We start from the raw sequence: 25,035 nt of genomic DNA, 5'->3' as shown, positions 1-25,035 counted from the left end.
TCCCAACATGGAATTGCTACATTATAACTTCTCGAAATTTATGGTTTTAATGAAAATCCGACACACTGCCCAAAAACAACAAAATGACAAAACTATGACAAAACTAAAAACTAAATTTTTGCAGCCTTAATGTGTCTATAAACTTAAATTGTATCTAATTTATATGAATACTGGGGTTCATGCTTACTACTTCGTCACGAAATACAAAAATCATTTTAAATTTACACATATATGTGTTTTTTCAATAACCGACGGCTTAATTTTCCCAATTACTAAAATGCAGTAAAAGCCTGAAAAAGATCTCTCTTAATACTCTTTCTTTATCAAGTGTATAAATAGTCAAACTATCCCATCTATGGGGAAAATATATATAAAAATAATAACGATTGCAAACTTTCGGCACACTGCCAAATAATCTAAAATAGAATAAAAATATGAACTATTATTGCGAAGCTTATTTTGAGTTTCTCGACTCCTTCGAGAAAAACGAAAGACAGGGCTTTCAGGTGGTAATAATGGAACCCGAGAAAATCTCCGAAGGCAGAGTTGTTGCGTTTATCGATATAGGCACTAACTCGATCCGGCTTCTTCTGGTCCGGATCAATCCCAATGGGTCTTACCTGCCCCTGACCAAGCAGAAGGAAACGGTCAGACTCGGGGATGGGGAATTCATAGACAGGATTCTGCAGCCTAAGGCGATAGAACGCGCAGTTGTTGTCTGTAAAAAGTTCATGGAACTTGCCAGAGCCTACAGGGCAGAAGAGGTCATAGCTGTGGCTACCTCAGCAACGCGAGATGCAAGCAATAAGGTTCAGCTTCTCGAAATGTTGAAAAAAGAAGCAAACCTGGAAGTTTGTACGATTTCCGGAACTGAAGAAGCTCGCCTCATTTACCTTGGGGTTTCAAGCGGGCTTCGGCTCGGGAACTCAAAAGCTCTGTTCATAGATATCGGAGGCGGGAGCACTGAAGTATCAGTAGGGGACCAGATCCAATGTTATTACCTTTATTCCTTTAACCTTGGAGCTGTCAGGCTGACAAATATGTTTTTGCCGGACGAAACCGGGCCTGTTTCCGAGGAACAGTATGAGCAGATTAAAGCTTATATTCGGCGCAAGATTACAGATATAATAAAAGACCTTTCCGAGTACGATATAAGCTGTTCAATTGGAAGTTCGGGAACAATTGAAAACCTTGCCAGGATCGCTTTTGTCTACCTGCGCAAAACAGCCCGTGAGAGTTTTGAGAAACTGGAGTATGAAGACCTGAAGAAAATAGTCAGGGCAATGTGCGCCATACCCCTCGAAGAGCGGCGCAAATTCCCGGGAATCAATGCGCAAAGAGCAGATATTATTATCGCAGGGGCTGCAATTATTGAGACCTTTATGGAAGAGATGGAGCTTTCCGAAATCAGGATAAGTAAACGCGGGCTTCGAGAGGGGCTGCTTGTAGACTATATCTCAAAGAGTGAATTCTCCTACATGATTACGCAGATGTCGGTAAGAAAACGCAGCATTATGCAGCTTGGGCTTACCTGCAATTTCGATGAAGAACATGCTCATACCGTTACCAGACTTGCTCTTGAGCTCTTTGACAGTATTCAGGCTCTTGGAATTTATAAATTCAGAGAAGGAGAAAGGGAACTTCTTGAATACGGTTCCACATTGCACGACATAGGGACATTCCTATCATATGATACCCATCAGGCCCATGCCTATCACCTTATAAGGGAGAGCAATCTTCCGGGCTTCCAGCCTGAAGAAATCGAAATAATAGCAAATCTTGCCTATTTCCACAGGAAAAATACGCCTAAAAAGAAACATCCCAATCTTGTCGGGCTTAATAAAGATGTAGTCAAAAGTATAAAAGTTCTCAGTGCCCTGCTCCGTATTGCCGAAGGGCTGGATCGTTCTCACAATGGAATTATTTCTCATGTCCGGTTTTACATTGCTTCTACCGATAGTCTGGTGCTTGAAATGCACGCCCAGCGGGAGTGCCAGCTTGAAATCTGGGAAGTAGAGAAGCAGAAAAAATACTTCAAGAAAATATTCGGATACAATCTTCAGTCTAAAGTTCTTATAAAGCAAGATGCTGGAGTTCCCTTAGTTCTTGAAGGAGATGCTGAGCTTGAGGAACTTCCAGATGTCAAAATGTCCTCGAAAAGTTAAGTTAACAATTTAATAATATAAAATAAGTTCTTAAAAAACCTGAAGAAAACTTGCTCAGAAAGCTTATTTAAATTTTATTAAAATCTATTTAAAAAGTTCATATTTATTAAATAAGTTTATTCATGAATCTCATCCATACATAAATTTATTGAGTAGTTTACTGCACTAGCACAGATTTTTCACTACATTAGTACAGTTTTCCCACTATGTTAGTACAGATTTTTCACTACGTTGGTACAGTTTTCCCACTACGTTAGTACAGTTTTCTCACTGCGTTTTCAATCCTTTCCCTGAAACTTCCATTACATATATTTTTCCAGGCATCGGGAAAGGCATTGAACAGAGTCTGGAGTTCTTCTTCTCTGTATTCAAGATAGGCTTCTATTCCTTCTGTACCTTCGGAATATTTTTTTTCCCCGGAAGCTTTTTCACTCTCGGTAGAACTCCATTCTCCGGTTCTCAAGTAAGAACCCAGGAGGTCAACTGCAATAACTGCATCGTGAAGATTCCCAAGGTGATCCTGAAGGTTTTTGAGTTCTTTGATCAGGGTTTTTGCGTCTTCTCCAAGTACGCTCTCAAAGAACTCAAGGGTATAACGCATTCCCTTGGCTGCAATCCTGAGCCTGTGCAGGCGTTCTACAGAAAGATAAGGACCTTCCACCCATTCAGAGTAAGCACTGATATCTGCTAAACGTGCATAGAGGATTGAAGGAAGCACTTCTCTTACTCTATGGGGCAATGCATCATGTTTTTTGTTAGTTGCAGGAAGGATCAGGATTTCGGGAGAGGCAAGTGTGTCTGAAAAGTCTCTTTTGAAAGATCTGTATTTTTCACTGTCGAGATAATCAAGCATGTTTTTCCTGGCTTTTTCTCGCTCTTCCGTAAGCACTGAAAAAAGTGGATCCAGATCATTCTCGTGTCCCAAAGGCAGGGTTTTTAGGTATTTTTCGGCCGTTTCGCGGAAAACGTCCAGGTCTCTGACTTCCCCCAGTGATCCAAGCGTTTTCCTGAGCCCTTTGAGATGAGGTTCAAGCTGCTCGGAATCAAGATAAGCCTCAAAAACTTTTGCTGCAGCTCTCATTCTGCGGACTGCAACCCGCATATCATGTAATTCTTCGATTTCCTCCCCTTTTATAGTTCCTTCTTCATGAGAAAGCATACAGGAAAATTGATAGGAAAATATCCTGCAGGCAAGCTGTGCCATAGAGTCAGTAGGTTTGACAGTTACCTCTTCATCCGGCCTGCACTTCTTTTTTTCTGGTTTTTTCTCCCTTGAAGCCTGTTTTTTTTCTGGTTTTTTCTCTTTCTCTACCTGTTTTTTTTCTGGCTTCTTTTCCTCTCCGACCCGTTTCTTTGTTTTTGTTTCCTTTGTTTCTGTTTCTTTTGTTTCTGTTTCTTTTGTTTCTGTTTCTTTTGTTTCTGTTTCCTTTATTTCAGATTCTTTTGTTTTTATTTCCTTTATTTCGAATTCTTCAGAGATTCGGATTTCTTCTTTCTCAGCAGCCTGAGAAAACAGGAGTTTTTTTCCGTAGAGAGATTTCCAGAGTTTACTTTGTGCTTCAAACTTTTTTGCAGTTTTTTCAGTTACATCCCCTATTATTTCTATCTCCAGAATGTTTTCAAGCGACCTTATCTTTCCTGGTTGGATTTTGAGGGATGTGAAAAGGTCTGAAATTGACACAATGGCTGCAAGCATCAGGGTTTTGTTCTGTAGACCGGGAGGCAGCCCCGTGTGGAATCCTTTGAAGGTTGGGATTAAGCTTTTTTCGCTTACGTAATGGCTTACAAAAAGATCCTGAAGTTCAATGACTAGGGCGAGCATTAATATTTCATGAAGCCTGAGTCCTTTTACAGGATGTGTCAGAAGAATTTCTCTGCTCATACGTGCGCTCTCGCCAGGAAAAATGGAGTTTCCGGTATCCTTCAGGAAGGCTGCAAGTCCCAGTAGTTTTCTCTCTTCCTGTCCTAGTCTGTGGCATACAGACAGCCCATCAAAAAGCGTAAGAGCGTATTCCCTGCTTTTTTTGGCCTGATTTTTATTTGCTCCGTAATACTCAAGCAGGCTTTCCGGATTCCATTGTTTAAATTCTAACGTTTTCTTTTCCTTTTTTGAAATACAATTTTTTCCAGCCTGAATATGGAATTCAGGATCTTTTTCTTTATAGGTTGTAAAAGGAAAAATAGAAAGTCTCTTCTCTTTAAACTCTGAGCGCAGGACTCTTATTTTGGTTTGAGGAACTTTCAGAAGTAGGCTAAGATCTTCACAGCTCTTTCCTTTATCAAGTTCCGTCAAAATCTGAGCCTGCTTCCCATACACGTTTTTCTGGTCTGCAAGCTGTGCGCAAAAAGCTCTTTCTCTCAGGTTAAGGAAGGTTTTTTCAGGAAGGTTCTCCATGAAAAGAAAAGCTTTTTCGAATTTGGAAAAAGTGCTTTCTGCCAGGTTGTAATTCTTGAGCAGGAAAAGCCTGATAGTTTCCAGATCTTCCGAGCTTCCTTCGCTTTTAAGCTCAATTTCAAATTCATTATAGTGCTTTTCCCTGCCTTTATTTTTCAGGTTTACCCGGTCCAGGTAAGCTTCAGCTATAATCCTTTTTCCCATTTTTACCTGACGAATTACCCTTTTCTGTTTGAGGGACAGCAACGGAAAAAGGTCAAGTCCTGCCGTAAATTCAAAAATAAGGTCTCTAATACGGGAATCAGGACATGCGAGTACTGGGATTCCCTCAGGCAGGAAACTTACATATTCTTCTCGTCTGTGAGTTCCATCTTCAAAACCTCCCAGGCTTTTAATGGTTACCCAGCTTCCATCTTCCCCAGATGATTTCCTGACCCTCAGGTAATAGCCCGAAGCCATAATAGCCCGGTTCTCAGTATCAAAGAAAATATCTTCATTTAACTGGATTTTAGCTTCCGAAAGAGAGTATGAAGCAAGTTTTGAAAGGTTTTCAAGGGCCTGAAAATCCGTTTCTTCCATTACCAGAAATTTTGATTCTATTTCCATACTTTTTTCTCCCACCCAAGTCCCCAAATTTTTGTGAAATGGCTTGCCTGAAAGCTTTTTTTAAATAGGTTTGACTGCAAGCTTTTTCAAAAAAGGCTTGAGCGAAAACTCCCATCAGGGGTGTGGTTAAGTGGACTATTTCATAACTAAAGATATGAATTTCGCTCTTTCCAGCTCGTCGTTATTTCCTGTAATTGAAAGGATTATAATTAAGTTAAATGTATAGATGTATATCTGAAACTACAGTTAAATTGGTTTAGACGCTATAAACCACAGGATTTCGATAGAGTTATTTTTTTTCTAAATTATCCTTCTTAATTTATTCTTCTTAATTGTTTTTATGTAATTATTGCTCAAATCCTTATAAATAAATCTAATGTTATTCTTTTTATCTGTTACAGTTCATCAGTGATTGTTATTTTTCAAACTAATTCTTATTACTAGCTCGAAATGCAAACTAATTCTTATTACTAGTTCGAACTAATATCTCGTAACTAATATCTCGTACTACTGGCTCATTATTTTTCGGCTTAAATAGTTCTATTGAGTAACAATTCAAAAAAGCTAAATGCAGTAAAACCTATCTACTAAAAATTTAAAAAATATTAAGGAATAATCTCAAAATCCGGCTTATCAAGAATTTAGTTTATTAATACTAAATATGAATCTCTCTTACTAAGTAAAGTTTATTCGTGTGAAATCTTGCTTGGTTGCTTAGAGATTACTCAATTCAGAATATGGAACTACCTTATTCCTGTATTTGTAGTTCAATAAGCTAGATTCTATTCAAAGCTAGATTTCATTCAAAAATACTTTTACGATCCCTAACTTTCAATATTACTGAGCTTTAATATTACTGGGCTTTAATATTACTTAGCTTTAATATTACTTAGCTTTAATATTACTGAACTTTTAATACTACTAAGCTTTCAATATTACTGAGCTTTCAATATCCGAGCTTTCAATTATTAATAATAACAGACTAATAACTTCTGGAGTAACTTCTCTTGACAGGTAATGATATACTACTCTGGGATGAGACCCTATTTAAGGACCCGTCAGTGCTTGAGCCTGACTATCTCCCTGAATATTTTCCTCATAGGGAGTCACAATTAAATGGGCTCAGATTTGCCCTCAGGCCAGCCCTGCGCGGTATGCGGCCTTTGAATTGTTTGCTTGTAGGTCCTCCCGGAACAGGAAAGACCAGTGCAGTTATGAAAGTATTCGGGGAAGTTGAAGCCCATGCAACTGGTATTGTTACTGTCAAAGTTAACTGTCAGATTGATTCCACACGTTTTGCAGTAATGTCAAGGATTTACAGGAAACTTTTTGGAATTTCTCCTCCCAACTCAGGAGTTGCTTTCAGGAAAATCTTTGAAGCCGTAGTTAATTTTCTAGTTTCCTCGGAGAAAGTTCTGCTTGTTGCTCTGGATGACCTCAATTATCTCTGCTATGAAGGGCATGCCAATGAGGTGATGTACTCGCTTTTAAGGGCACATGAGCAGTACCCCGGAACAAAGATAGGGATAATTGGAATTGTAAACGACTCCTCGGACCTTTATTGCCTGGATTCGAGGGTGAATTCGGTATTCCTGCCCGAAGATATTCCTTTCCCGAGATACGAAAGTGCTGAAATTCTTGATATTCTCAAAGACCGGGTAAAATACGGCTTTTATCCTAAAGTGATTTCTGATGAGTTACTTGAACTCGTAGTATCGTATGTAGAAAGGACAGGGGACCTCAGAGTTGGAATTGACCTTCTAAAACGTTCCGGTTTTAATGCCGAACGCAGGGGAAGCCGCACAATCTCTTCTGAAGATGTGGAAAAAGCTTATGAAGCGTCCAAACTGCTTCATCTGTGCAGGAGTATAAGCCTCCTGTCAGGTCCTGAAAAACATCTGCTTGAGCTAATAGCAAAAAGAGGAGAAGTCCAGGCAGGTGAACTTTACAAGTCCTTCCATGAATTAACTCAGCTTGGATATACTCGCTTTTATGGAATTGTCAACAAGCTCCAGGTGCTTAACTACATAGATGCGGATTTTACCGGCAAGGGCCAGAGAGGTAGGACGAGAATTATAAAAACAAAATTCAGAGCTGAAGATGTTCTTAATTGCCTTGAAAAGAAGTGAGTAAAAAGTCCTGTAAAGCCAGATAAGAAGCTATACTTTCAGAATTGAAAAACCTGAAAATAACCTAAATAATATTGAAAAGCCTGAAAAAGCCTGAAAAAGCCTGAAAAAAGAGAGTTACTTGGAGATTCACATTGATTTCCGGTGAGAGGCCGGAAGAGAGTTTTTCAGACTTCAATTTTTAAGGGCTAAAAGGAAGGCATGGCTTGAAAACCGTGCCTTTTCCTGTTTATCCCAAAATGATTTTGTTACCTTTCCGGATTACATCATTCCTGGAGGCATTCCGCCCATTCCTGGTGGCATTCCGCCCGGCATTCCACCCATTGCTCCTGGAGGCATTCCGCCTTCTTCAGGGCCTGCTGCACGGGTAGAAGCTATGACGTCGTCGATCCTGAGAATCATAACTGCAGACTCGGTAGCTGCATTGATAACCTGGGTCTTGACTCTGAGGGGTTCTACTACGAAGTTTTTCCACATGTCAACGACTTTGCCTTCGTAAACATTGAGTCCTGCGGCCTTTACACCTTTCTCGTGCTGTGAACGCAGATCCATGAGCATGTCAATTGGATCTAAACCTGCGTTTTCTGCAAGAGTTCTTGGAATGATTTCAAGAGCTTCAGAATAGGCTTTGACTGCAAGTTGTTCTCTGCCTTCGAGAGTTGCTGCGTATTCCTGGAGCCTGAGTGCAACCTCAACTTCAGGGGAACCGCCGCCTGCAACGAGCTTCTCATCTTCGATTGCAACTCCGACCACACGCAGGGCATCTTCAAGAGCACTGTCAATACTATCAACAACATGCTCTGTACCGCCGCGCAGCAGGATTGTTACAGCTTTCGGGTTGTCGCAGCCTGTGACAAAAGTCATGCTGTCTCCACCAACCTTTTTCTCTTCAACGAGTGCTGCATATCCGAGGTCTTCAGGAGTGATTTCATCCATGTTGGTGATGAGTTTGCCGCCTGTTGCTCTTGCGAGTTTTTCCATGTCGCTCTTCTTAACTCTGCGGACAGCAAAGATACCTGCTTTTGCAAGATAGTGCTGGGCAAGTTCTTCAATTCCCTTCTGGCAGAAGACAACATTTGCTCCGCTGCTGATAACCTTCTGGACGATCTTTTTAAGCATCTGCTCTTCCTGATCAAGGAAGGACTGAAGCTGGTCAGGAGAGGTTATAGAGATTTCCGCATCTACTTCAGTGTCCTTCAGTTCGATTGCACTGTTGAGAAGAATGATTTTTGCGTCCTTTACTTTTTCAGGCATGTTGGGGTGGATTCTTTCCTTATCAATTATCATGCCCCGGATAAGCTCAGAATCCTCGACCTTGCCACCGACTTTCTTAACAACATTGATGTTGTCTTTGTCAACACTATTCTTTCCATTTTTGTCTACAACGCTTGTTACAGCATCTACAGCAATCTCTGAGAGGAGTTTTTTGGAGGACTCAGCACCCTTTCCAGTCATTGCTGTTTCAGCAATGCTGACCAGCAGGTCACGGTTGGACAGTTCTACTGTCATTGCAAGGGAATTCAGGACTTCTACAGCTTTTTCGGCTGCAAGCCTGTATCCTGATGCGATAATTGTCGGGTGGATTTCCTGTTCAATTAAATCCTCAGCTTTACTTAAGAGCTGGCCTGCGACCACAGCTGCACTGGTAGTGCCGTCTCCTACTTCCTCATCCTGTGTCTTGGCTACTTCTACTACCATCTTTGCTGCAGGATGTTCGATGTCCATTTCTTTGAGAATGGTTGCCCCGTCGTTTGTAATAACCACATCGCCCATGGAGTCCACAAGCATTTTATCCATGCCCTTGGGACCAAGGGTTGTCCTGACTGCTTCTGCTACTGCTTTTGCAGCCATAATATTATTATTCTGGGCATCCCTGCCTCTGGTTCGCTTACTTCCTTCTTTTAAAATGAATATTGGCTGTCCTGCCATGATTTAATCCTCCATTAGTATGAGTTTGAAATAGCTCTGCAATTAAAATCGCATTTTACATGTTTGTACTTCTATATAAATTCATCCCACTGGTAGTTCTGGATCCAATATTTTGCAGTATTTTTTTGAAAATAAATATTTTATCTTGATAGCGTTTTTGGAACATATTGAAGTAATTTGGGCCTATAATGACATTTGGTGAGAAGTGAATTATACCATTTTTATTTTCGAGTCTATCCCAAAAGCCACTTTACTCTTAATCATTGGGAAGTCTCAGAATTATTTTCATGATCATGAGCTTGATTGATTATTCAAAATACAAGGTCCAAGAAGCCAATTTCAAGTTTTGGGATGACCTCTTCTAATATGGTGGCAGAGCTCAAAAATCACTTCTTATGGGTAATTTCCCGGAACATTGTGAAGAACTCTATGCTATGTCAATTGGTTGTGTTAATGGGTATGTTCCCTTCAAGAGAGTCAAAGATAGTTGGTAAAATCTCTATAATCTTGAGAGTCTAAAACCAAATTCCAATCCTTCCAGTCTCTCTCGATTTATGAGTATTCTACAAATTGAAAAGGCTATAAAAACTGTAATTTTTCTCAACTCTCGCTAAACAAAATAACAAAAGTTTTGGGGACTTAAATTCTGATTTGAAATTAAAAATAAATTAATACTTTTTTCTATAAAATATAGTGCATTATGTCTTTTTTCCAAAAAATACGTATTATTTATATTTAAAACTCTGTTTAATCCAATTTAAAATCGTAAAATTTATTTAGAAATATTGTACTCCTTTTTTTGGTGAACACTTGTGAAATCTCTGGATATCACATTGTACAAAAATTCTAAATAAATATTATTTTTGGAGGTATTCGACGTTTTTGATTTCATATTACCAGTCAAATGTATGGATATAGATCCTAATCTTAAAGATCGTGATCTTAATTGGTTTAATAAGAAAATTAACCAAAAAAACATGCAATATAACGAATTTACGCCTATTTAATAGATTTTATGTAATAAATTACTGTTATTTTGCTATATTTCTAACATATGGAGTTATTAATCTCTTTGTTAGTGATAAAAATGTATTAAAACGCTTAAATGAGAGTTAAGAACAAAAGTACTATAATATGTCTTTTGGAAAGTGTCTATAATGCAAAGAAACTACTGGCCAACTATAAAATGGAAAGCTGTAGATCCGGTAACCTTGAGAATGGATTCTAAAAAGCTTTCAGAGCTTGAACCTCTGATAAAATCCGAGTATAGCAATATCAATGGTATTGTTGTTGTGAAAAATGGAGATATTGCTTATGAAAGATACTTTAATGGTTATAGCCCGGATGATACACACCATGTGGCATCTGTGACGAAAAGCATAATATCTGCTCTTATTGGTATTGCCATAGATGCAAGATATATTAAAAATGTAGACCAGAAGGTGCTGGATTTTTTCCCTGAGTATGTTCCCGATTCTGCTGATTTACAGAAACGAGAAATCACCATACGCCATCTTCTCACTATGACGGCTCCCTATCCATTTGAGGATTGGCACGAACCGCTGGACAGGATGTGTATGCAATCTGACTGGGTAAAGTATATTCTGAATATGCTGGGTCAAAAGGGAAGTATTGGAACTTTTAAGTATTCCACTGCAGGGGCGCACCTGCTTTCAACTATCATTACGCGTAGCACAGGAAAAAGTGCCCGTGAATTTGCCAACGAACGCTTATTTAGACCCATTGGCATGAAAGAAATCCCGGATCATGAAATGAAAGCGTTTGGGTTTGATGATTTATTCGGGAAAAATGTGAAAGGATGGGTTAAAGACCCAAACGGTAACTCTACAGGAGGATGGGGACTTACGCTGACTCCCCGTGACATGGCACGTTTCGGTTTTCTATATCTTAACCATGGAATTTGGGACAATAATCAGATTATTTCCGGGACATGGATTGACGAATCAACAGCAATGAACCTCAATAAATACGGTTATCTGTGGTGGTTACGCGAAGAGGATGGAGTTTTTGCGTATTTGGCACTGGGCGACGGCGGTAATGTTATTTGTTGTATTCCGGAAAAAGACCTGGTCATAGCAATTGCGTCAGAATTCATTGTTAATCCTCTTGATAGGTGGAAATTGATTAAAGAATGTATTATCCCGGCTGTAATGGACTAAACTTATCTCCACCCGATCTGGAAAAGATATTTTACTTTAATTTATGTCGGCCTGCCGAATATATGTTTCATATAAGTTTTTCAACAAAAAATGCCATGCTTTCGGTTGCAGATTTTTCAAAAAAATTGAGTTTAAAAATGAGTTAAAAGAAAGGGTTACTTACAAATTCCAGAATGAGATTTTCTTACTAATTCCAGAATGGGTTTTTCTTCCTGATTTTTGGAAGACTATCAGGTATAGAAGCACATATAGTTTCAATAATTCTTTATTTGCTCTTGGAAACCAGAAAATTCTTGAATTAACTTTTTACTCCCTCGTTTCCGGAAGTTTTGAGAGAATTCTTTCTATTTCAGATGCTTTTTCAAAAGAAAGCCCAAGAGGAACTTCAAAGTCTGCATATCCACTATGTTTTCTTGATCCCTTGCACCCGAAAGATAGGCCCATACTTTCCCTGTATGCAAGTACGGTACAGTCTCCGCAGATTGAGGCTGCACCCATTGTATCCATTACTGCCCTTTTTCCTTCCGAGTAGGCACTTGCCTGAACAATGCGCATAGCTTTTTCGGGCTTCAGAAAAAGAATCAGCACATCAAAACTACCTGTGTTCAGGGACAGGGGCTCGACTCTTATAAAGCAAAACTTTTTTTTCAATCTCGGGAGTGATAAGGCTGCATTTTCCGCAGCCTGCGAGTCTTTATATCTTCCGGAATTCAGGTAGTATGTTGCAGGGCTCTTTTCAGAAAAGCCAAGCACATAATCTCCAGGAGAGCAGCTCTGCCCTGAAATAAGGAACGCTTCTCCCATACGGGCTTTCTGCACAAGTTCGCAAAAAAGAAAATGGGATTTTTCAGGAAATTTTTCGTCTCCTGTACTAGCTATTATCTCCTCGTTTTTTCCCTCAATACTTTTTTCAGCTTCGCACCCTACTTTACTTCCGACTTTGCGCCCAATTTCGTGCTCTGTTTCAAAGGTTACACATACAGGCTCGCCGGTCTCCATCAATCGGCTGAGCTCTGGATATTTTGAAAAAGGGCTTTGGTCGGTGTGCATGTAATTTGCTCCTGTTTTTTCTGGCCTTCACGCTTTTCTGGCTTTCACACGAATTCAGCTTTTACAGATGTGAAAACCGGGCCTCTCATATCTATTTTTTTCTTTTTGCCCGTAACATAACGCTGGGCAATAGAGCCTATTCTCAGGTTAACTTCCGAGGGAACTTTGGCGATTCTTATCCTGACTATATGCTCAGTTGCTCCTGACAGAGCAGCTTCTTCAATTTCCCTGGCAGCCTGAGCTGCAAATGCTTCAATAAAGCGAATTCCTGCCCTTGCAGAATGGTTTTCAAAAGCTTTCTGCCATTTTTTGGTATTTGGAATTCCCATTATATCTCCCTGATAGGCTACAACCTCATTAAAAGCTGCAGGTCCGCAGAGCTTTGTGTTTTCTTCTGGCTCGATTACGGAAACTTTTACTTTTCTCCCGCAAATCTCTCCTTCCCAGGAAGGGAATTCACAGGGACTTGGTTCTTCCCCATGCAGTTCGCATTGGGAAACAATGGAAGCTGCAATCGCAAGTCCCTCAGAAGTTTCGGGTACTTTATCTACGAAAACCTGTTTTGCGAGTTCGCCATCTGACATTTCCCATTCAGTATACTGTGGAATCTGTGGGTAGGTAAGAGAGCGGATATCAGGGGCATCATGAAGAATCATTGCCAACCTTTCCACTCCGAGCCCGAGGTTCATTACAGGACACGGAATATCATATTGGGCAAGTGCTGTTGGAGAATAAATTCCAAAAGTTGCAATCTCGATCCAGCCGTCAGAGTACTTTGAGTTAGAACCCACAAGTTTTGGATGGAAAGCAAATACCTCGGTTTGTGTGTCAGGAATATAGTATTTGCTGCGTTTCTCATCGGGTCTGAAAAGGAATTTTTCAAATCCAAACTGGGAAAGGAGTCCTTCTGAAACGGCTTTTCCATGGTCAACAGTCACACCTTCATCCATAATTACGCAGGAAGCCGAATAATAGGTCATGAGTCTGGAGGCATCCTCTTGCTGTTCTCTCCTGAAACAGCGGTCTACAGAGAAGAAGTGGAAGGGAGGCTCTTGTCTTTCAAGGAGGGCACCGAGGGAAATAAACCAGCCGCTTGTCATATGGCTGCGGAGTGTCTTTGTGCTTGCCTGGGGTACAAGCTCTTTAAATTCCGGGAAAACCTTGTCGATCATATCGGCAACAAGGGCGTCCGAAACTCCAAGCACTGTTGAAATCTCGGGCACAAGGTCGTCTCCTTCTATCTTTCCTTTTTTATACGAATGGAGAACCTGCCTTATCTTTTCCACTCCATCGTTGCCTATATCCCCGAGAATCTCTTTTACCTCTGCGGTGCGCTCATCGGAAATTCCAACGTTCGGCCTTGGCAGGCCTGCAAGATAAAAACAGCGATCTAGGACTGCAAGAGCTTCGCTTCCAAACTGCTTATGTACCTCTTTATCATCCACTATCAGAGGGTTCATCATCTCTTCAAAGCCCATTCTTAAATAAGCTTCTCTAAGTTTCTGGATTGTATCGTAAACGGGATGGGCTTTTCCATATTTCAAAATGGTCCTGGGGTAACGTTCGTTCAGGGTAGGCGTCCTGACCAGTTTTTTTCCCTCGTTCCAGGTAAGGTCGAAGTTCTCTTTAGCGTCCCTTTTTATTTTTTCCGGATCAAATTTCATGCATATCCTCTTGAATAGATTATTAGAATTCTAGATTATTGAAATTCTAGATTATTAGAATTCTAGATTATTTGAATTCTAAGTTTGTTATGTATAGTTATAAGCTGTTAAGTTCAATTCTAAACCTGTTAAGTGTAATTAGTTAAGTGTAATTATAAGCTGTCAATATAAGCCTGTCAATATAAGCTGTCAACTCCAATGCTAAGACTGTTTATATGTAATTGTAAATTGTCACCTTTAATTCTAAATTGATTGACTTGGGAATTCCAGATTCCAAAGTTTAAACAGTTAAACTACCGGACGGCTAGTAATTGTTAAAATAATCAGCGGTTTAATAGTTATCGGGTGAGCTGTATATTAGTGGAAGCTGTATATTAGTGAATTGCGTTTTATGACCAACTTTAACTTTTGCGGTTCAAAAAGTACGAATTTGCTCGATGTTAAGCATTCTTTTGTCTAAGCTTTAAAGTTTTGATTCCAGATTTCGCATCGCAGTCTCAAGCTTTTTCTGACCAATTGCATTAACAACATCGCCACGTGTCTTTTCTATTAAGGAGCGGGATACGTCGGTTTTTCGCCTCAATCCTCCGGTTATGGCATCAGGGTAGTCAAAGTCCATAAGCACTGCATGGATATTTTCCATTATACCTAAAAACGCTTCGGCTTTCTCAAAGGACTCTTCCCTTATAAGGTCCAGAACATGTCTCCTAAGCTCTCCGACAACGTCCCCAAGCCCATTAAGGTAAGCTGCATATTCAACCCTTAACTCTTCAGGGGAGGGAAGTTTTTTTCCTTCTTCTTTCAGCAGGCTGCTGAGGACTGAAACCTCTGAATACTCCTGCTGGGCATGTTCTACAAAGCCTGCATGATAAATATCAGCATGCCCTTCGAAAAGAACTTCAAGTTTCTCAAGTGCATGTCCTGCGGTTTTGATACTTTTATCTGCCTTTTCAAATTTCTGGTCGTGAAGAGCAAATGATGCTGTCCTGCATTCCCTGACAACTTCCCGGGAAACCTTCAATCCCTCTTCCCTTATACTGTCCTTGGCCTCAAAATTTTCTCTTATCCGGGCCGAGATTTCTTCAAGCACGATTTTCATACCCCCTTTAGCGCTTCTTAGCCTTTTACACGATTAGTTTTCCGCCTAAAAACTAATTTTTGGCTTAGAACTAAAATAGTTATATAGGTTTTCTATATGTTTTCCAGAATTCTAAAATTTCATCTAAGAAATTCTCTTCAAATATCTGACTTCTGTGTATATATTTTTTCCCTGTATATACTATGTTCAGAATTCCTTAAATCTTCCCCTTATATAGTTTGAGTTACACCTGAGTTTGAAATTCCTTAAACTTTCATTTTTATTCACTTTCATTTTTATTCTATTATTTTTATTTTATTATGAGCCTATCCCAAAGCCACTTTACTCTTAATCATTGGGAATTTTCATAATTATTTTCATGATCATGAGCTTGATTGATTATTCAAAATACAAGGTCCAAGAAGCAAATTTCAAGTTTTGGGATAACCTCTCTATTATTATTTTCTTTATTATTACCTTATTTTTATTTTATTGCATTTATCAACGTATTTTACTGTATTGTTTTTATTAGACTGTTACTTTTATTCTATCCTTTATTTTTTCTATTTAATCCTCTTACATTCGTTTCCATTTTATCTTTTTACATTCTTTTCTATTCAGTCCTCATATATTCTTGAATCAACTTATAATCCGATTTTAAGATCCAGAGTTTTAATTCAGTTCTAGGGAAAAGATATAAAAAAGAAGGAAAAGGGATTTTTCCTTGTTGATATTCCCTAACTTCCAGAAGACAATCCCAAAATCAGCTTGAGGTAGCTAATAGAATAGTAAGGTTGTTACCTTTTAGTTCTTTTTTTAGAATTAGTTAAAGTTCGGGATTTTTTAGCAAGATCATCTCGAGAGATGTTTTTCTCGGAGCTTGCCTGTTTCCAGTATTTGCTCCCACGCAAATTCTATTCTTACATTTTAAGAATCTATGGCTATACTATTCATCTACAGGATTACTCATCTACAGGAATGGTCTCGAGTTGGCTTGAAAGATTCCATATCAAAGTTCTTGTGTGCAGAGGAAGGTTAGGATCATTGCTTATATCTTCGAGAATGGAAATGCTTGATGCCGCTCTAAGAAAGAGAGGTTCGGATTCGTTGTTCAGTATATCCATAATTTCATTTACGGAACGCCTGATATTTCTAGGGACTGAAGAGTCACTGGTTATACTTTCTAGAACTTGAAGACATTGTTTTATAACATCTGCTGAATCATTTGATGACATTCGAATCACCTTCGCAGTTAATTATGATATAAAAATTAGAGTTAATATAGCTAATATAATATAGATTAGTCTAAGATAGGCTTGTTATATAAAATATTATCGGTAATTTTAAAGGTTGCTTCCCTTCAGAGTCTACTCATTGTGATTCTGTATTTGTTTCCTTTTTCGAAGTTATACAGTATAAATTAGTTTCATATACAGTGAGCTACAGGAAAAATTTTATAAAATAAGTGAGAAGCAAATGCATAAGAAGCCGCGAACAAAGGAAGGTCAGAATTATGGATTCTGAAAAAGATAAAAAAGTAAAGCGAATAGCCCGCTTCCTTGAACTAGGGGGCACAATGCTTGCTGAGCATTGTAAAGTCTGCGGAGCTCCAAAATTCCGCTATCAAGGTAGAGTAATCTGTCCTATATGTGATGTTCAGGAAGAGAGGGAAGCTCCTGAACCAGCCGTGGAAGTCCAGGCTCAGGCTCCTGAACCCACGCCGTCTACAGAAAAAGACAAATCTTCTTTTGAGAGTAAGAAGAGAGTCCAGGCACACAGGCAAAAATCAAGATTCGGGATGAAAGCCTCTGAAACTGCCGAAGAAGAGGAAAAAGCTCTCGAGACTATAGAAGAGGAAATTCCTGTATTACCTCCTGAAAAAGAAGAATCAAGAAGAACCCCTGCTGCTCATAGAGCTCCTACAGTTCCTGTATCTCATACAGTTTCTTCATCTAAAGTTCCTGAAGCTCCTGTAGTCCAGGCCGCACCTTCAGAAAGAGAAGAAAAACCTGCGGCATTATCAAAGGTAGCCGGAGTCCATAGAGACCGGGAAGTACTGGAAGACCTTCTTTTTAGAAAGATGGTCAACATTGCAAATTGCCTTCAGGATGAAACAGACCCACGTAGGATTGCCGAGGATTTAGAATTAATTGGAAAAGGGCTTGGGCTTATAGAACGCCTGAGGCAGTTATAAAGGTAAGAGTAAAAAGACCAGAAATAAAAGAGTAAAAAGAAGTCAATAGATTACGAAAATATGAAAAAACAAAAAATATAGAACAGAAGAGAGTAAGGAAGGAAAGAAAAGAAAAAGTCTAGAGAAATTTGACTTTTTTCGTTACTTTTTTCGTTACTTTTTCCGTCATTTATCCTTTATAGGGAGCCTCAATGAGTTCTCTAATTTTTGTTGCTCTTTTTGGTCCTATTAAGTTTACTTTCTTGAGTTCTTTGGCATCAGCTTTCATAATAGCCTCTACTGAGCCAAAGTGCAAAAGAAGGTTTCTTGCAGCTTTCGGCCCGATGTCTGCGATCGCGGATACCAGGTATTCCTGCTGCTCGGGAAGGGTACTTGCTGACTTTTTCCCGTGGGGATTGACCTCTCTTTTATTTCCTATCTGCTCACGCTTTGCAAGCATTTTTAAAATTGCAGCAGTTTCTTCTTCATCTCTTGAATATAATAGTGACACTCCAAAATCAATAGCAATGGATATTAAGGAGCCGTAAATAGCATTAGGGTTGATTTGCCTTGAAGTGAAAAGTTCTGTTCCTTCAATAATAAGAACAGGCTTTTGATATACTCTTGTAAGATCCGATAATTGTGCAAAAAGATTTCGTTTTCCATCAACAAGAGAGTTTACAAAGTCATCCGTGCGCTTTCTCTCCACGGCAAGGCGGTCGCTTACAACGTAATCACCAATTTCAAGCGTGGTAAAAATAACTTCTACTCCAAGCTTATCGAGAACATTTGCAACCCCGCTTTTTGCTTCCCTGAAGTCCACTACTATTTTCGGGGATTCGGAGTTTGTTTCTATTTTGGATACTTCTGCAGCAGTTTCAGGTGTGAGTTCCGTTTTCTTTCCAGAAAGAGTTTCAAAATAGACAAAAGTTTTTTGTCTTTCTTTTACGTTTTCTTCTTTGCTTTTTTCTTCATTCTTTTGTTCTTTTCCTTTTTCGCTTTCTTTCCAACTCCGATTCTTCTTTCTTTCTTCTTCTTTTCCGACCCCACAGTTCTCTTCGTTAATTTCTTCATTCGCCTTGTTGTAGTCTGACCCTGTCCCCATATCCCTGCTGCCTACAGTTAAATCCCCACAGTCTGCAGCTAAATATCTAACATCTGTAGCCCTGTCTCCGATGTCTGCAAAACTACTGCTATCTACAGCCTCATCCTTGTTATCTGCAAAAACGTTACTATCTACAGCTTTGCCCCTGCTGTTTACAAAACCACTGAGATTTACATCAAGATCATTGCTTTTCTGCATCGGATTTTGATTTTCCTGCGTTATATTAGCATTTTCGAATCTGTTATTTATTTTAGTCTCATTTCCAGCTTCGTTCTGTGTATCAGCCGGAATAAAAGCTTTGGACTCAAAGTCTGAAAGTTTCAAACCCTGCTTTGAGTCTTTTGGGTCCAGAAGAGCTTCAAGCCCGTGCATACTATTTAGCATCCTTTTTTCCTTGCTCTTACTGCTCCAGTAATAGGCTTCATCGCGTGTACCCTTTGTTACAAGTATAATGACTCTACCTTTATGCTGTCTGCCTGTTCGGCCTTTACGCTGGATGCTCCGGATTTCCGAGGGAATGGGTTCGTAGAATAATACCAGGTCTGTTGAAGGGATATCAAGCCCTTCTTCAGCAACTGAGGTAGCTACAAGTACGTTATATTCTCCTGCTCTAAACTTATCAAGAACTTCCACCTGTTGTTTTTGCGTAAGCCCTTTGTCCTTACGGCGAGAGGCCTGCCCTACAAAACGGATAGGGACAATTTCTGGAATTTCTGAGAGGGCATTTACCACTATCTCTGCTGTGTCCCTGTAATTCGTAAAAACAATTACTCTGGAATCAGGACTTCCTTTTAGCTGTTTGGATACGAGTTTTCGTGCAAGCTCTAGTTTTGGATGTTCGACCTCGCATTCCTTTACTCTGTAAAGGGCTTTTCTCATGTAGAGATCGTCCATCAGTCTTTTTGAAGCCTTGCTTGCACTGTTTGAAGAGGCTTCAGCATCAAGTTTCTCCAGGTACTTCCTGAGGGGCTCAAGCCCCTGAGTCTCAATCATTTCTACGGCGTGATTCACCTTCAACATTTCCGCAAGTACAGACATAGCAGTAAAAACTGCAGGGTCACCTCCAATCCGGATTTCACCCTGCAGTTTCTTCTGGAGAAGCAAGAGGTCTTTTTTAGAGACATATTTCCTGCTGCCTACTGAAAAACCCAAATCTCTTACGGTTACAAGCCGGTCATCAAAAATTTTTTCCAGATAGCCCCGGATTTCGGCCATTTCGGAAGGAAGCTGAACCTGAAACCATTCTATCTTTTTTTCCTGCACATAAGGACGGACATCCTTATCTTTCTCAGTTTTCACCGAGACATTTTCAATGTGCAAAGCCTGGCAGACTTCAGAGATTTTCTCGTCCGAACTTCCAGGGCTTGCAGTAATTCCGAGCACATGAGGGTTTTTTGCGCTTTCGAAGTATTTTTCCGCAATAAAGGTATAAGCGTAATTTCCGACTGCCCTGTGGGCTTCGTCAAAGGTTATGTGGGTTACATCTTCAAGGCTGATTCTTTTTGTAAGAAGATCGTTTTCAATCACCTGAGGAGTGGATACTATCAATTCCCCCTGAGCCCAGAGTTTTTCACGTTCTGCAGGCGCAATGCTGCCCGTAAAAGTGAGAATTTTATCTTCAGGAAGAGCCATTACTTTTTTGAAAAAAGCCGCATGCTGCTCAACAAGCGGTTTTGTTGGAGAAAGAACCAGCGCTTTTCCCCCGAAACGCTGAAGCCTGGAAACAATTACAAAAAGAGCTATTATGGTTTTTCCAAGCCCAGTAGGAAGCACAACAAGGCTTGATCCTTCGAGTGCCTTTCCAGCAAGATTCAACTGATATAGCCTCTGCTCAACGGTATTGGGTTTTATCAGCGGGTGCTTCATGAACCCAGGTTTTTCAGAAAAAAGATTCTCGTTCATTCTATTTCAGGATCGTTTCTTTCAGATTAATTTATTCCAGATTTTCAGATCAGATTAATTTATTCCAGATTTTCAGATCAGATTAATTTATTTCAGATTTTCAGATCAGATTAATTTATTTCAGATTTTCAGATCAGATTAATTTATTCCAGATTAATTTATCCGAGGCTATTCGTTTCAGATTTTTAATTCAATTTTTTAATTTAATTTTAATAAACATAAAAAACTAAAAACTTTGCTGCAGGCTTTTTAGCCCACAGCTCAGGAACTACCAGTTTTTAATTTTTAGAAGTTAAAGGGCTTGCCTGCGGATTCGAAATTTCTGCCTCTGTAAATAAGTTCATAGAGCACGTTTTCGATACCTTTTACCGGAGCTCGGATCTGGCGCATGGAATCTCTATCCCTTATAGTTACAGTCCCGTCTTTGAGGGTATCGTAATCTACAGTAACACAGTAAGGCGTTCCGATTTCATCGTTTCTCCTGTAGCGACGCCCGATGGTTCCGGAATCATCATAATTGACAAGCAGGGTCTTTTCCCTGAGTTTTACAATGATATCCTTTGCAGGGTCTGCAAGCTCTTTGCGGGTCAGAAGCGGGAGGACTGCAACCTGTACCGGGGCAACTGCGCTTGAAAAGTGCATGACGAGACGGGCTTCCTCTTCTCCCTCAGTTTCACTTTCCCCCTTTCCGGCTTCGGATTCCTTCTCAGTTTCTTCTGTGCCTTTAAGCTCGGATTCGGCAACCTTCTGAGCCACGTTTTCTTCGTCATAGGCGTGCTCCATAACACCGTAGAAGATCCTGTCGATCCCATAAGAAGGCTCGATTACGTGAGGAGTGACGTTTTCTCCACTGACTTTAACGGTTTCCTCCGCAAAGTCCACCGCATCAGAACCGACTGTAAACTCTTCTCCGTCCACGGTAACTTTTATCTCATCCTTTGATAGTTCTTTTTCGGAAAGCTGTTTTAAGGCATCTGCGACAGCTTTTGCCTTGCCCTTAAAGAGAGGCCCGAGCTTGCCCATGTTAGGCTTTACAACAAAACGAGTTACCATCTTCGGCTCGTCGTATTCGACATACACATAAAGCTCGGTCTTGCTAACCTTTGCATGAGCTTTAAGGTCGTAATCCGTCCTGTCGGCAATTCCCACGATCTCGACCCAGCCGAACCGGTCGGTCTCGATCTCAGCATCCCAGCAGTCGATTGCGTAATGCGCCATTTCGTCTTTCAGGTGCTGTCTGAACCTGAGTTTTGCAGGATCAATTCCAACCTTTGTCAAAAACTCATTGGTAAGTGCAATGTTGTAGCCCAGGACTTCGTGTGCAATAACTCCGGTCTCTACAGCTTCCCGTACAGTCATCCTGAAAGGTTCGCCTTTCTCCTGTGCTTTCTGGGAATAGAGTACAAGTTCTCTGTCTGCAAAACGTTCGAAGTTGGGGTGTTTCTTGTTGCGTGGGTCAACGAAAATCTCGCACTCGGCCTGTGTGAATTCTCTGAGACGGATTACACCTTGCCTGGGTGCGATTTCATTTCTGTAGGATTTCCCGATCTGTACGGCTCCAAAAGGCAGCTTGTCTCTGTAGAAGCGGGACAGCCTCTGGAAATCGACAAACATACCCTGTGCTGTCTCCGGCCTGAGGTATCCCTGTCTTCCAGTGCCGGGCCCAATTGTGGTTTTGAACATCAGGTTAAATTCATAGGCGTCGCCGAATTTTCCACCGCACTCCGGGCATCGGATATCGTTTTCCTTTATAACCTTAGTGAGTTCTTCTGCACTCAGGGTCCCCGCAGCTTCCATTACGTTTTCTACAAGGTGATCGGCCCGGAATGCTTCTTTACAGTTCATGCATTCGCACAGAGGGTCCGAAAAACCTCCAACGTGCCCGGATGCAATAAAGACTTCCTCGATCCCGATTGTCGGGCATTCGATTTCCATAAACCCTTCCTGGATAACGTAAAACTCTCTCCAGGTTTGCTCGATCCGCCTCTTCAATGTGCTCCCAAGAGGCCCATAATCATAAAATCCGCGGCTTCCGCCATACAGCTCAAAGGAGTTCCATAAGAACCCCCGGCGTTTAGCCAGCTCGAATACCTTCTCGTATGTGTCCATTTTAAAAATCCTCGTGAAATTGATTAGGGGATCTCAGATAATTGTAATTTTGATTTGTAGGAAATACTAGATGGATAAAGGTGTCATTATATTAAATTTGCACTGCTCTGAGTCAGTTGGAGAGGTTTTGGGTTTATAAATGTAAATGTGTGCAGTTGTTGGCCTAAAACGAAGTCAGTATAAATGACCTATAATGACTTATGAGTCAAAAGAAGTGAAATTTTATTTCTTTCAGACTTACACTAGTTCTTTGCATACTGGCCCTTCAGTAGAACTCCAATCAAGATAAAAACCCTTGTATCCGTATGATTTTAAAAGCAATTTATTTATAAAGTCGACTAAGAAGCGGTATTCGGATAATTCATCTTTTAATTGTGGATATCTTTCTTTATCTTCAGTAGCATATCTACAATAGAAATTCCCTGTGTGTACAAGCTTATTTCTACATTTAACAAAAAGTTGAACCTGATCTTCATTGACCTCAAAGTTTATTTCTTTACAAAAATCTGATATTAAAGTATTGAAGGGTCTTCTATTAATAGACTTTAAGTTTTTATACATAAGAGCTCTTTTCTCTTTTTCTTTAACTTCAAATTTAATACACTTCTTAATTGACTTTTCCAACTCTTTAAATTTTTCTTCAGTGAGTATATTTTCTTTATTTATTCCATCTTTTTCAGCGGTTCTTATAAAACTTTCTTTTAACATTTCCATTGTTATTCCAAGGTTGGCTCCTTTCGTTTCCAAATAAACTCCTGGAATAAGTGAGTCGAGGTGAGAGTCTATTAGTTCTCTCATTGGTTCCACGAGTTTGTTTTTTTCACCAAAAATTGGTTTTGCATTCTCTAGGAAAATTTTTGTTGAATTTGTATCTTTAGGATCAATAAGGTTATACGAACTATAAACTTTTGTCACTCTGGAGGATGAGTGCACTCTTGAAATACAAATTTCTTTATCGTCAAAAATTTCATAATATATCCATTGGATTTTTGTTCCTCTTGCAATCGACATAGCATAAAGTAAATTGTCAAGAATTTCTATTGTGTTTTCAAATTTTTCTTCGGACAAGTTAAATATAGCTTCACAAGTTACATCTATGGATCTAAATGTTTTAATCCATCTCATTATTTTTTTATAAGCTTGCAACTTTTGGATTGATATTCTTGCTGACTCTTTTAGGTTAAGAGTTAAAATTCTTTCATTGCATTCGTTTCCTGTGAATTCGAAGTTTGTAATACCAAAGTGAACTTCTCTTTTGTTCTCATTTTCTAAAATCTGCACATTCAGTATTTCAAAAGAGCATGTAATAGACCTTTCATCATTTACTGATTCAATATGTATTATAAGGCCATTTTCTCCAGAAATCTTATATTTTTTATCAGTAACTCCCACAAAACTTGCGCGACAGTATCCTTTTTTAGGAGAAGAATATTGTTGGATTTTTGATCGACAACGTTTTGCATGAAACAGAATCTTACCATTTTTCATTTGGAAAGCTACAAACTCACAATCGAATTTCTGTCCATCTTCAAATAATAACTCTCCAGTTCCTGAATATTCGTAAATTTTGTTGTTACAATATTCTAATATGTCTTCTTCTATCATTCCAACCAACCTATAAAGAAAAAGAAATCTACTGTCTTTTTTCGGTTTATGTTAATATTTTTTTGGATATTTACTATGTTGCTATGTGTACGATGTTAGTCGCTCAGTTTCCAATCACAGCGTAGAAATTTTCTGGAGACTCGTAAAAGATTATCTCTTTGTCCATGAAGGATTTGCCTGTGGGTCACCAAAGTCCTGCATGAAAATGGTTTTCAAGGTCGGGCTCATAGATGAAGAATAAACGGTTCAGGTACTTGAAATGATCGACGAGAAAGAAGAGATTAGGCACGTTGCTGAGCACGTTAATTTTGAGGAAGTTGCAGAAGAAATCTACCGGCAGGTCGAAGATTACTGGAAACTGATGGACGAGGTTTGCAGGCGGATAGTTATAAAAGTTGAATCGGATTTTCGGGGCCGACCGACAGAAAAATAAAAATAAAGTTATAATAACTGACAGAAACTCGTTTCAGCTCTAAACAATGCCCTTGATTTTTTTGCTTTTCTCGCTTATCAGGGCTTTTATGTTCCAGCCGCGCTGGGCGCGGGACAAAGCAGTACGTTTTTCTTTTCCACATAAAAGCACATCTAAAATGTTTTCCCGATTCTTATTGGGAACTGTAAAATCAGCAGTATAATCAGGATTACAAAGAATCTCAGTATAATAATTGACACCATTGACTCTTGCACCTGTATCATCTATCTGCTGATAAGGCGTAGCTTTAAGTCCTTCCAGGAAAATCTCAGCTTTCTCCTGATGAAAAATATTAATATCTTTTGTCAAGATTCGAGAAATAGTGGCTTTAGATATATGAACACCAATGTTTTCCAGAAATTCATGTATTTTTGGCTCTGAAACATTAGCAACATGGTTAAAAGTGATTATCAGAGATTTGATTCCATTACCAAATTCGCCCTTTATACCATCTGGAAGTTCACCTGAATATG

General features: G+C 39.6%; 16 protein-coding genes. 6 read left to right on the top strand and 10 right to left on the bottom strand.

The window, feature by feature from the left end; all coding sequences use genetic code 11:
* Window positions 1–515 precede the first annotated feature (515 nt).
* Window positions 516–2,165 carry a Ppx/GppA phosphatase family protein gene (locus MSBRW_RS18885; protein WP_011306212.1) on the top strand — a complete coding sequence of 550 codons (1,650 nt, stop codon included), beginning with the start codon at window positions 516–518 and terminating at the stop codon, window positions 2,163–2,165.
* A 253-nt stretch (window positions 2,166–2,418) separates the two neighbouring features.
* Here the strand turns inward: MSBRW_RS18885 and MSBRW_RS18880 are convergent, their stop codons facing one another.
* Window positions 2,419–5,166, bottom strand: coding sequence for a CYTH and CHAD domain-containing protein (locus MSBRW_RS18880; RefSeq protein WP_048103208.1), 2,748 nt, complete (start codon window positions 5,164–5,166; stop codon window positions 2,419–2,421).
* Between the two features lie 1,007 nt (window positions 5,167–6,173).
* On the opposite strand from MSBRW_RS18880, the gene MSBRW_RS18875 reads away from it, so the two are divergent.
* Complete coding sequence (locus MSBRW_RS18875) at window positions 6,174–7,295, top strand: ORC1-type DNA replication protein (RefSeq protein ID WP_011306214.1); 1,122 nt, start codon at window positions 6,174–6,176, stop codon at window positions 7,293–7,295.
* A 261-nt stretch (window positions 7,296–7,556) separates the two neighbouring features.
* Here the strand turns inward: MSBRW_RS18875 and thsB are convergent, their stop codons facing one another.
* Complete coding sequence (thsB, locus tag MSBRW_RS18870; RefSeq protein WP_011306215.1) at window positions 7,557–9,224, bottom strand: thermosome subunit beta; 1,668 nt, start codon at window positions 9,222–9,224, stop codon at window positions 7,557–7,559.
* Window positions 9,225–10,381: 1,157 nt separating this feature from the next.
* On the opposite strand from thsB, the gene MSBRW_RS18865 reads away from it, so the two are divergent.
* Window positions 10,382–11,404: a serine hydrolase domain-containing protein gene (locus MSBRW_RS18865; RefSeq protein ID WP_011306216.1), complete on the top strand. Its 1,023-nt coding sequence runs from the start codon at window positions 10,382–10,384 to the stop codon at window positions 11,402–11,404.
* Between the two features lie 306 nt (window positions 11,405–11,710).
* On the opposite strand, the gene MSBRW_RS18860 is transcribed toward MSBRW_RS18865, so the two are convergent.
* The 4 genes from MSBRW_RS18860 to MSBRW_RS18845 all read right to left on the bottom strand — a co-directional run bounded on the left by MSBRW_RS18860 (window position 11,711) and on the right by MSBRW_RS18845 (window position 16,431).
* Window positions 11,711–12,454 (bottom strand): DUF169 domain-containing protein, encoded by a 744-nt coding sequence (locus MSBRW_RS18860; protein ID WP_011306217.1) that lies wholly within the window; start codon window positions 12,452–12,454, stop codon window positions 11,711–11,713.
* 44 nt (window positions 12,455–12,498) lie between these two features.
* The gene (gene sepS, locus MSBRW_RS18855; RefSeq protein ID WP_011306218.1) at window positions 12,499–14,118 is read right to left on the bottom strand and encodes an O-phosphoserine--tRNA ligase; all 1,620 of its coding nucleotides are present in this window, start codon (window positions 14,116–14,118) and stop codon (window positions 12,499–12,501) included.
* Window positions 14,119–14,581: 463 nt separating this feature from the next.
* On the bottom strand, window positions 14,582–15,217 hold the full coding sequence (locus tag MSBRW_RS18850; protein ID WP_230669864.1) for a translin family protein: 636 nt from the start codon (window positions 15,215–15,217) through the stop codon (window positions 14,582–14,584).
* Between the two features lie 941 nt (window positions 15,218–16,158).
* A complete protein-coding gene (locus MSBRW_RS18845; RefSeq protein WP_011306220.1) occupies window positions 16,159–16,431 on the bottom strand; it encodes a UPF0147 family protein in 273 nt (90 codons plus the stop codon).
* Window positions 16,432–16,709: 278 nt separating this feature from the next.
* Here MSBRW_RS18845 and MSBRW_RS18840 point away from each other — a divergent pair, with 278 nt between their 5' ends.
* A complete protein-coding gene (locus MSBRW_RS18840; protein WP_011306221.1) occupies window positions 16,710–17,390 on the top strand; it encodes an Sjogren's syndrome/scleroderma autoantigen 1 family protein in 681 nt (226 codons plus the stop codon).
* A gap of 169 nt (window positions 17,391–17,559) precedes the next feature.
* Here the strand turns inward: MSBRW_RS18840 and MSBRW_RS18835 are convergent, their stop codons facing one another.
* The 3 genes from MSBRW_RS18835 to MSBRW_RS18825 all read right to left on the bottom strand — a co-directional run bounded on the left by MSBRW_RS18835 (window position 17,560) and on the right by MSBRW_RS18825 (window position 24,090).
* Window positions 17,560–20,376, bottom strand: coding sequence for a DEAD/DEAH box helicase (locus tag MSBRW_RS18835; RefSeq protein WP_011306222.1), 2,817 nt, complete (start codon window positions 20,374–20,376; stop codon window positions 17,560–17,562).
* Between the two features lie 285 nt (window positions 20,377–20,661).
* Complete coding sequence (gene glyS / locus MSBRW_RS18830; protein ID WP_011306223.1) at window positions 20,662–22,485, bottom strand: glycine--tRNA ligase; 1,824 nt, start codon at window positions 22,483–22,485, stop codon at window positions 20,662–20,664.
* A gap of 237 nt (window positions 22,486–22,722) precedes the next feature.
* Window positions 22,723–24,090 carry a hypothetical protein gene (locus tag MSBRW_RS18825; protein ID WP_011306224.1) on the bottom strand — a complete coding sequence of 456 codons (1,368 nt, stop codon included), beginning with the start codon at window positions 24,088–24,090 and terminating at the stop codon, window positions 22,723–22,725.
* An 85-nt stretch (window positions 24,091–24,175) separates the two neighbouring features.
* On the opposite strand from MSBRW_RS18825, the gene MSBRW_RS22770 reads away from it, so the two are divergent.
* Window positions 24,176–24,331 carry a hypothetical protein gene (locus tag MSBRW_RS22770; protein WP_155398374.1) on the top strand — a complete coding sequence of 52 codons (156 nt, stop codon included), beginning with the start codon at window positions 24,176–24,178 and terminating at the stop codon, window positions 24,329–24,331.
* 18 nt (window positions 24,332–24,349) lie between these two features.
* Window positions 24,350–24,523, top strand: a complete 174-nt coding sequence (locus tag MSBRW_RS22765; RefSeq protein WP_155398373.1) for a hypothetical protein — start codon at window positions 24,350–24,352, stop codon at window positions 24,521–24,523.
* Window positions 24,524–24,562: 39 nt separating this feature from the next.
* Here MSBRW_RS22765 and MSBRW_RS18820 read toward each other — a convergent pair whose 3' ends face one another.
* Complete coding sequence (locus MSBRW_RS18820) at window positions 24,563–24,871, bottom strand: hypothetical protein (RefSeq protein WP_011306225.1); 309 nt, start codon at window positions 24,869–24,871, stop codon at window positions 24,563–24,565.
* Window positions 24,872–25,035 lie beyond the last annotated feature (164 nt).

The sequence above is a fragment of the Methanosarcina barkeri str. Wiesmoor genome (assembly GCF_000969985.1).
Taxonomy (GTDB): Archaea; Halobacteriota; Methanosarcinia; order Methanosarcinales; family Methanosarcinaceae; genus Methanosarcina; species Methanosarcina barkeri_B.
The sequence above is the reverse complement of the archived record's forward strand: the minus strand, read 5'-3'. Positions and strand labels throughout refer to the sequence as shown.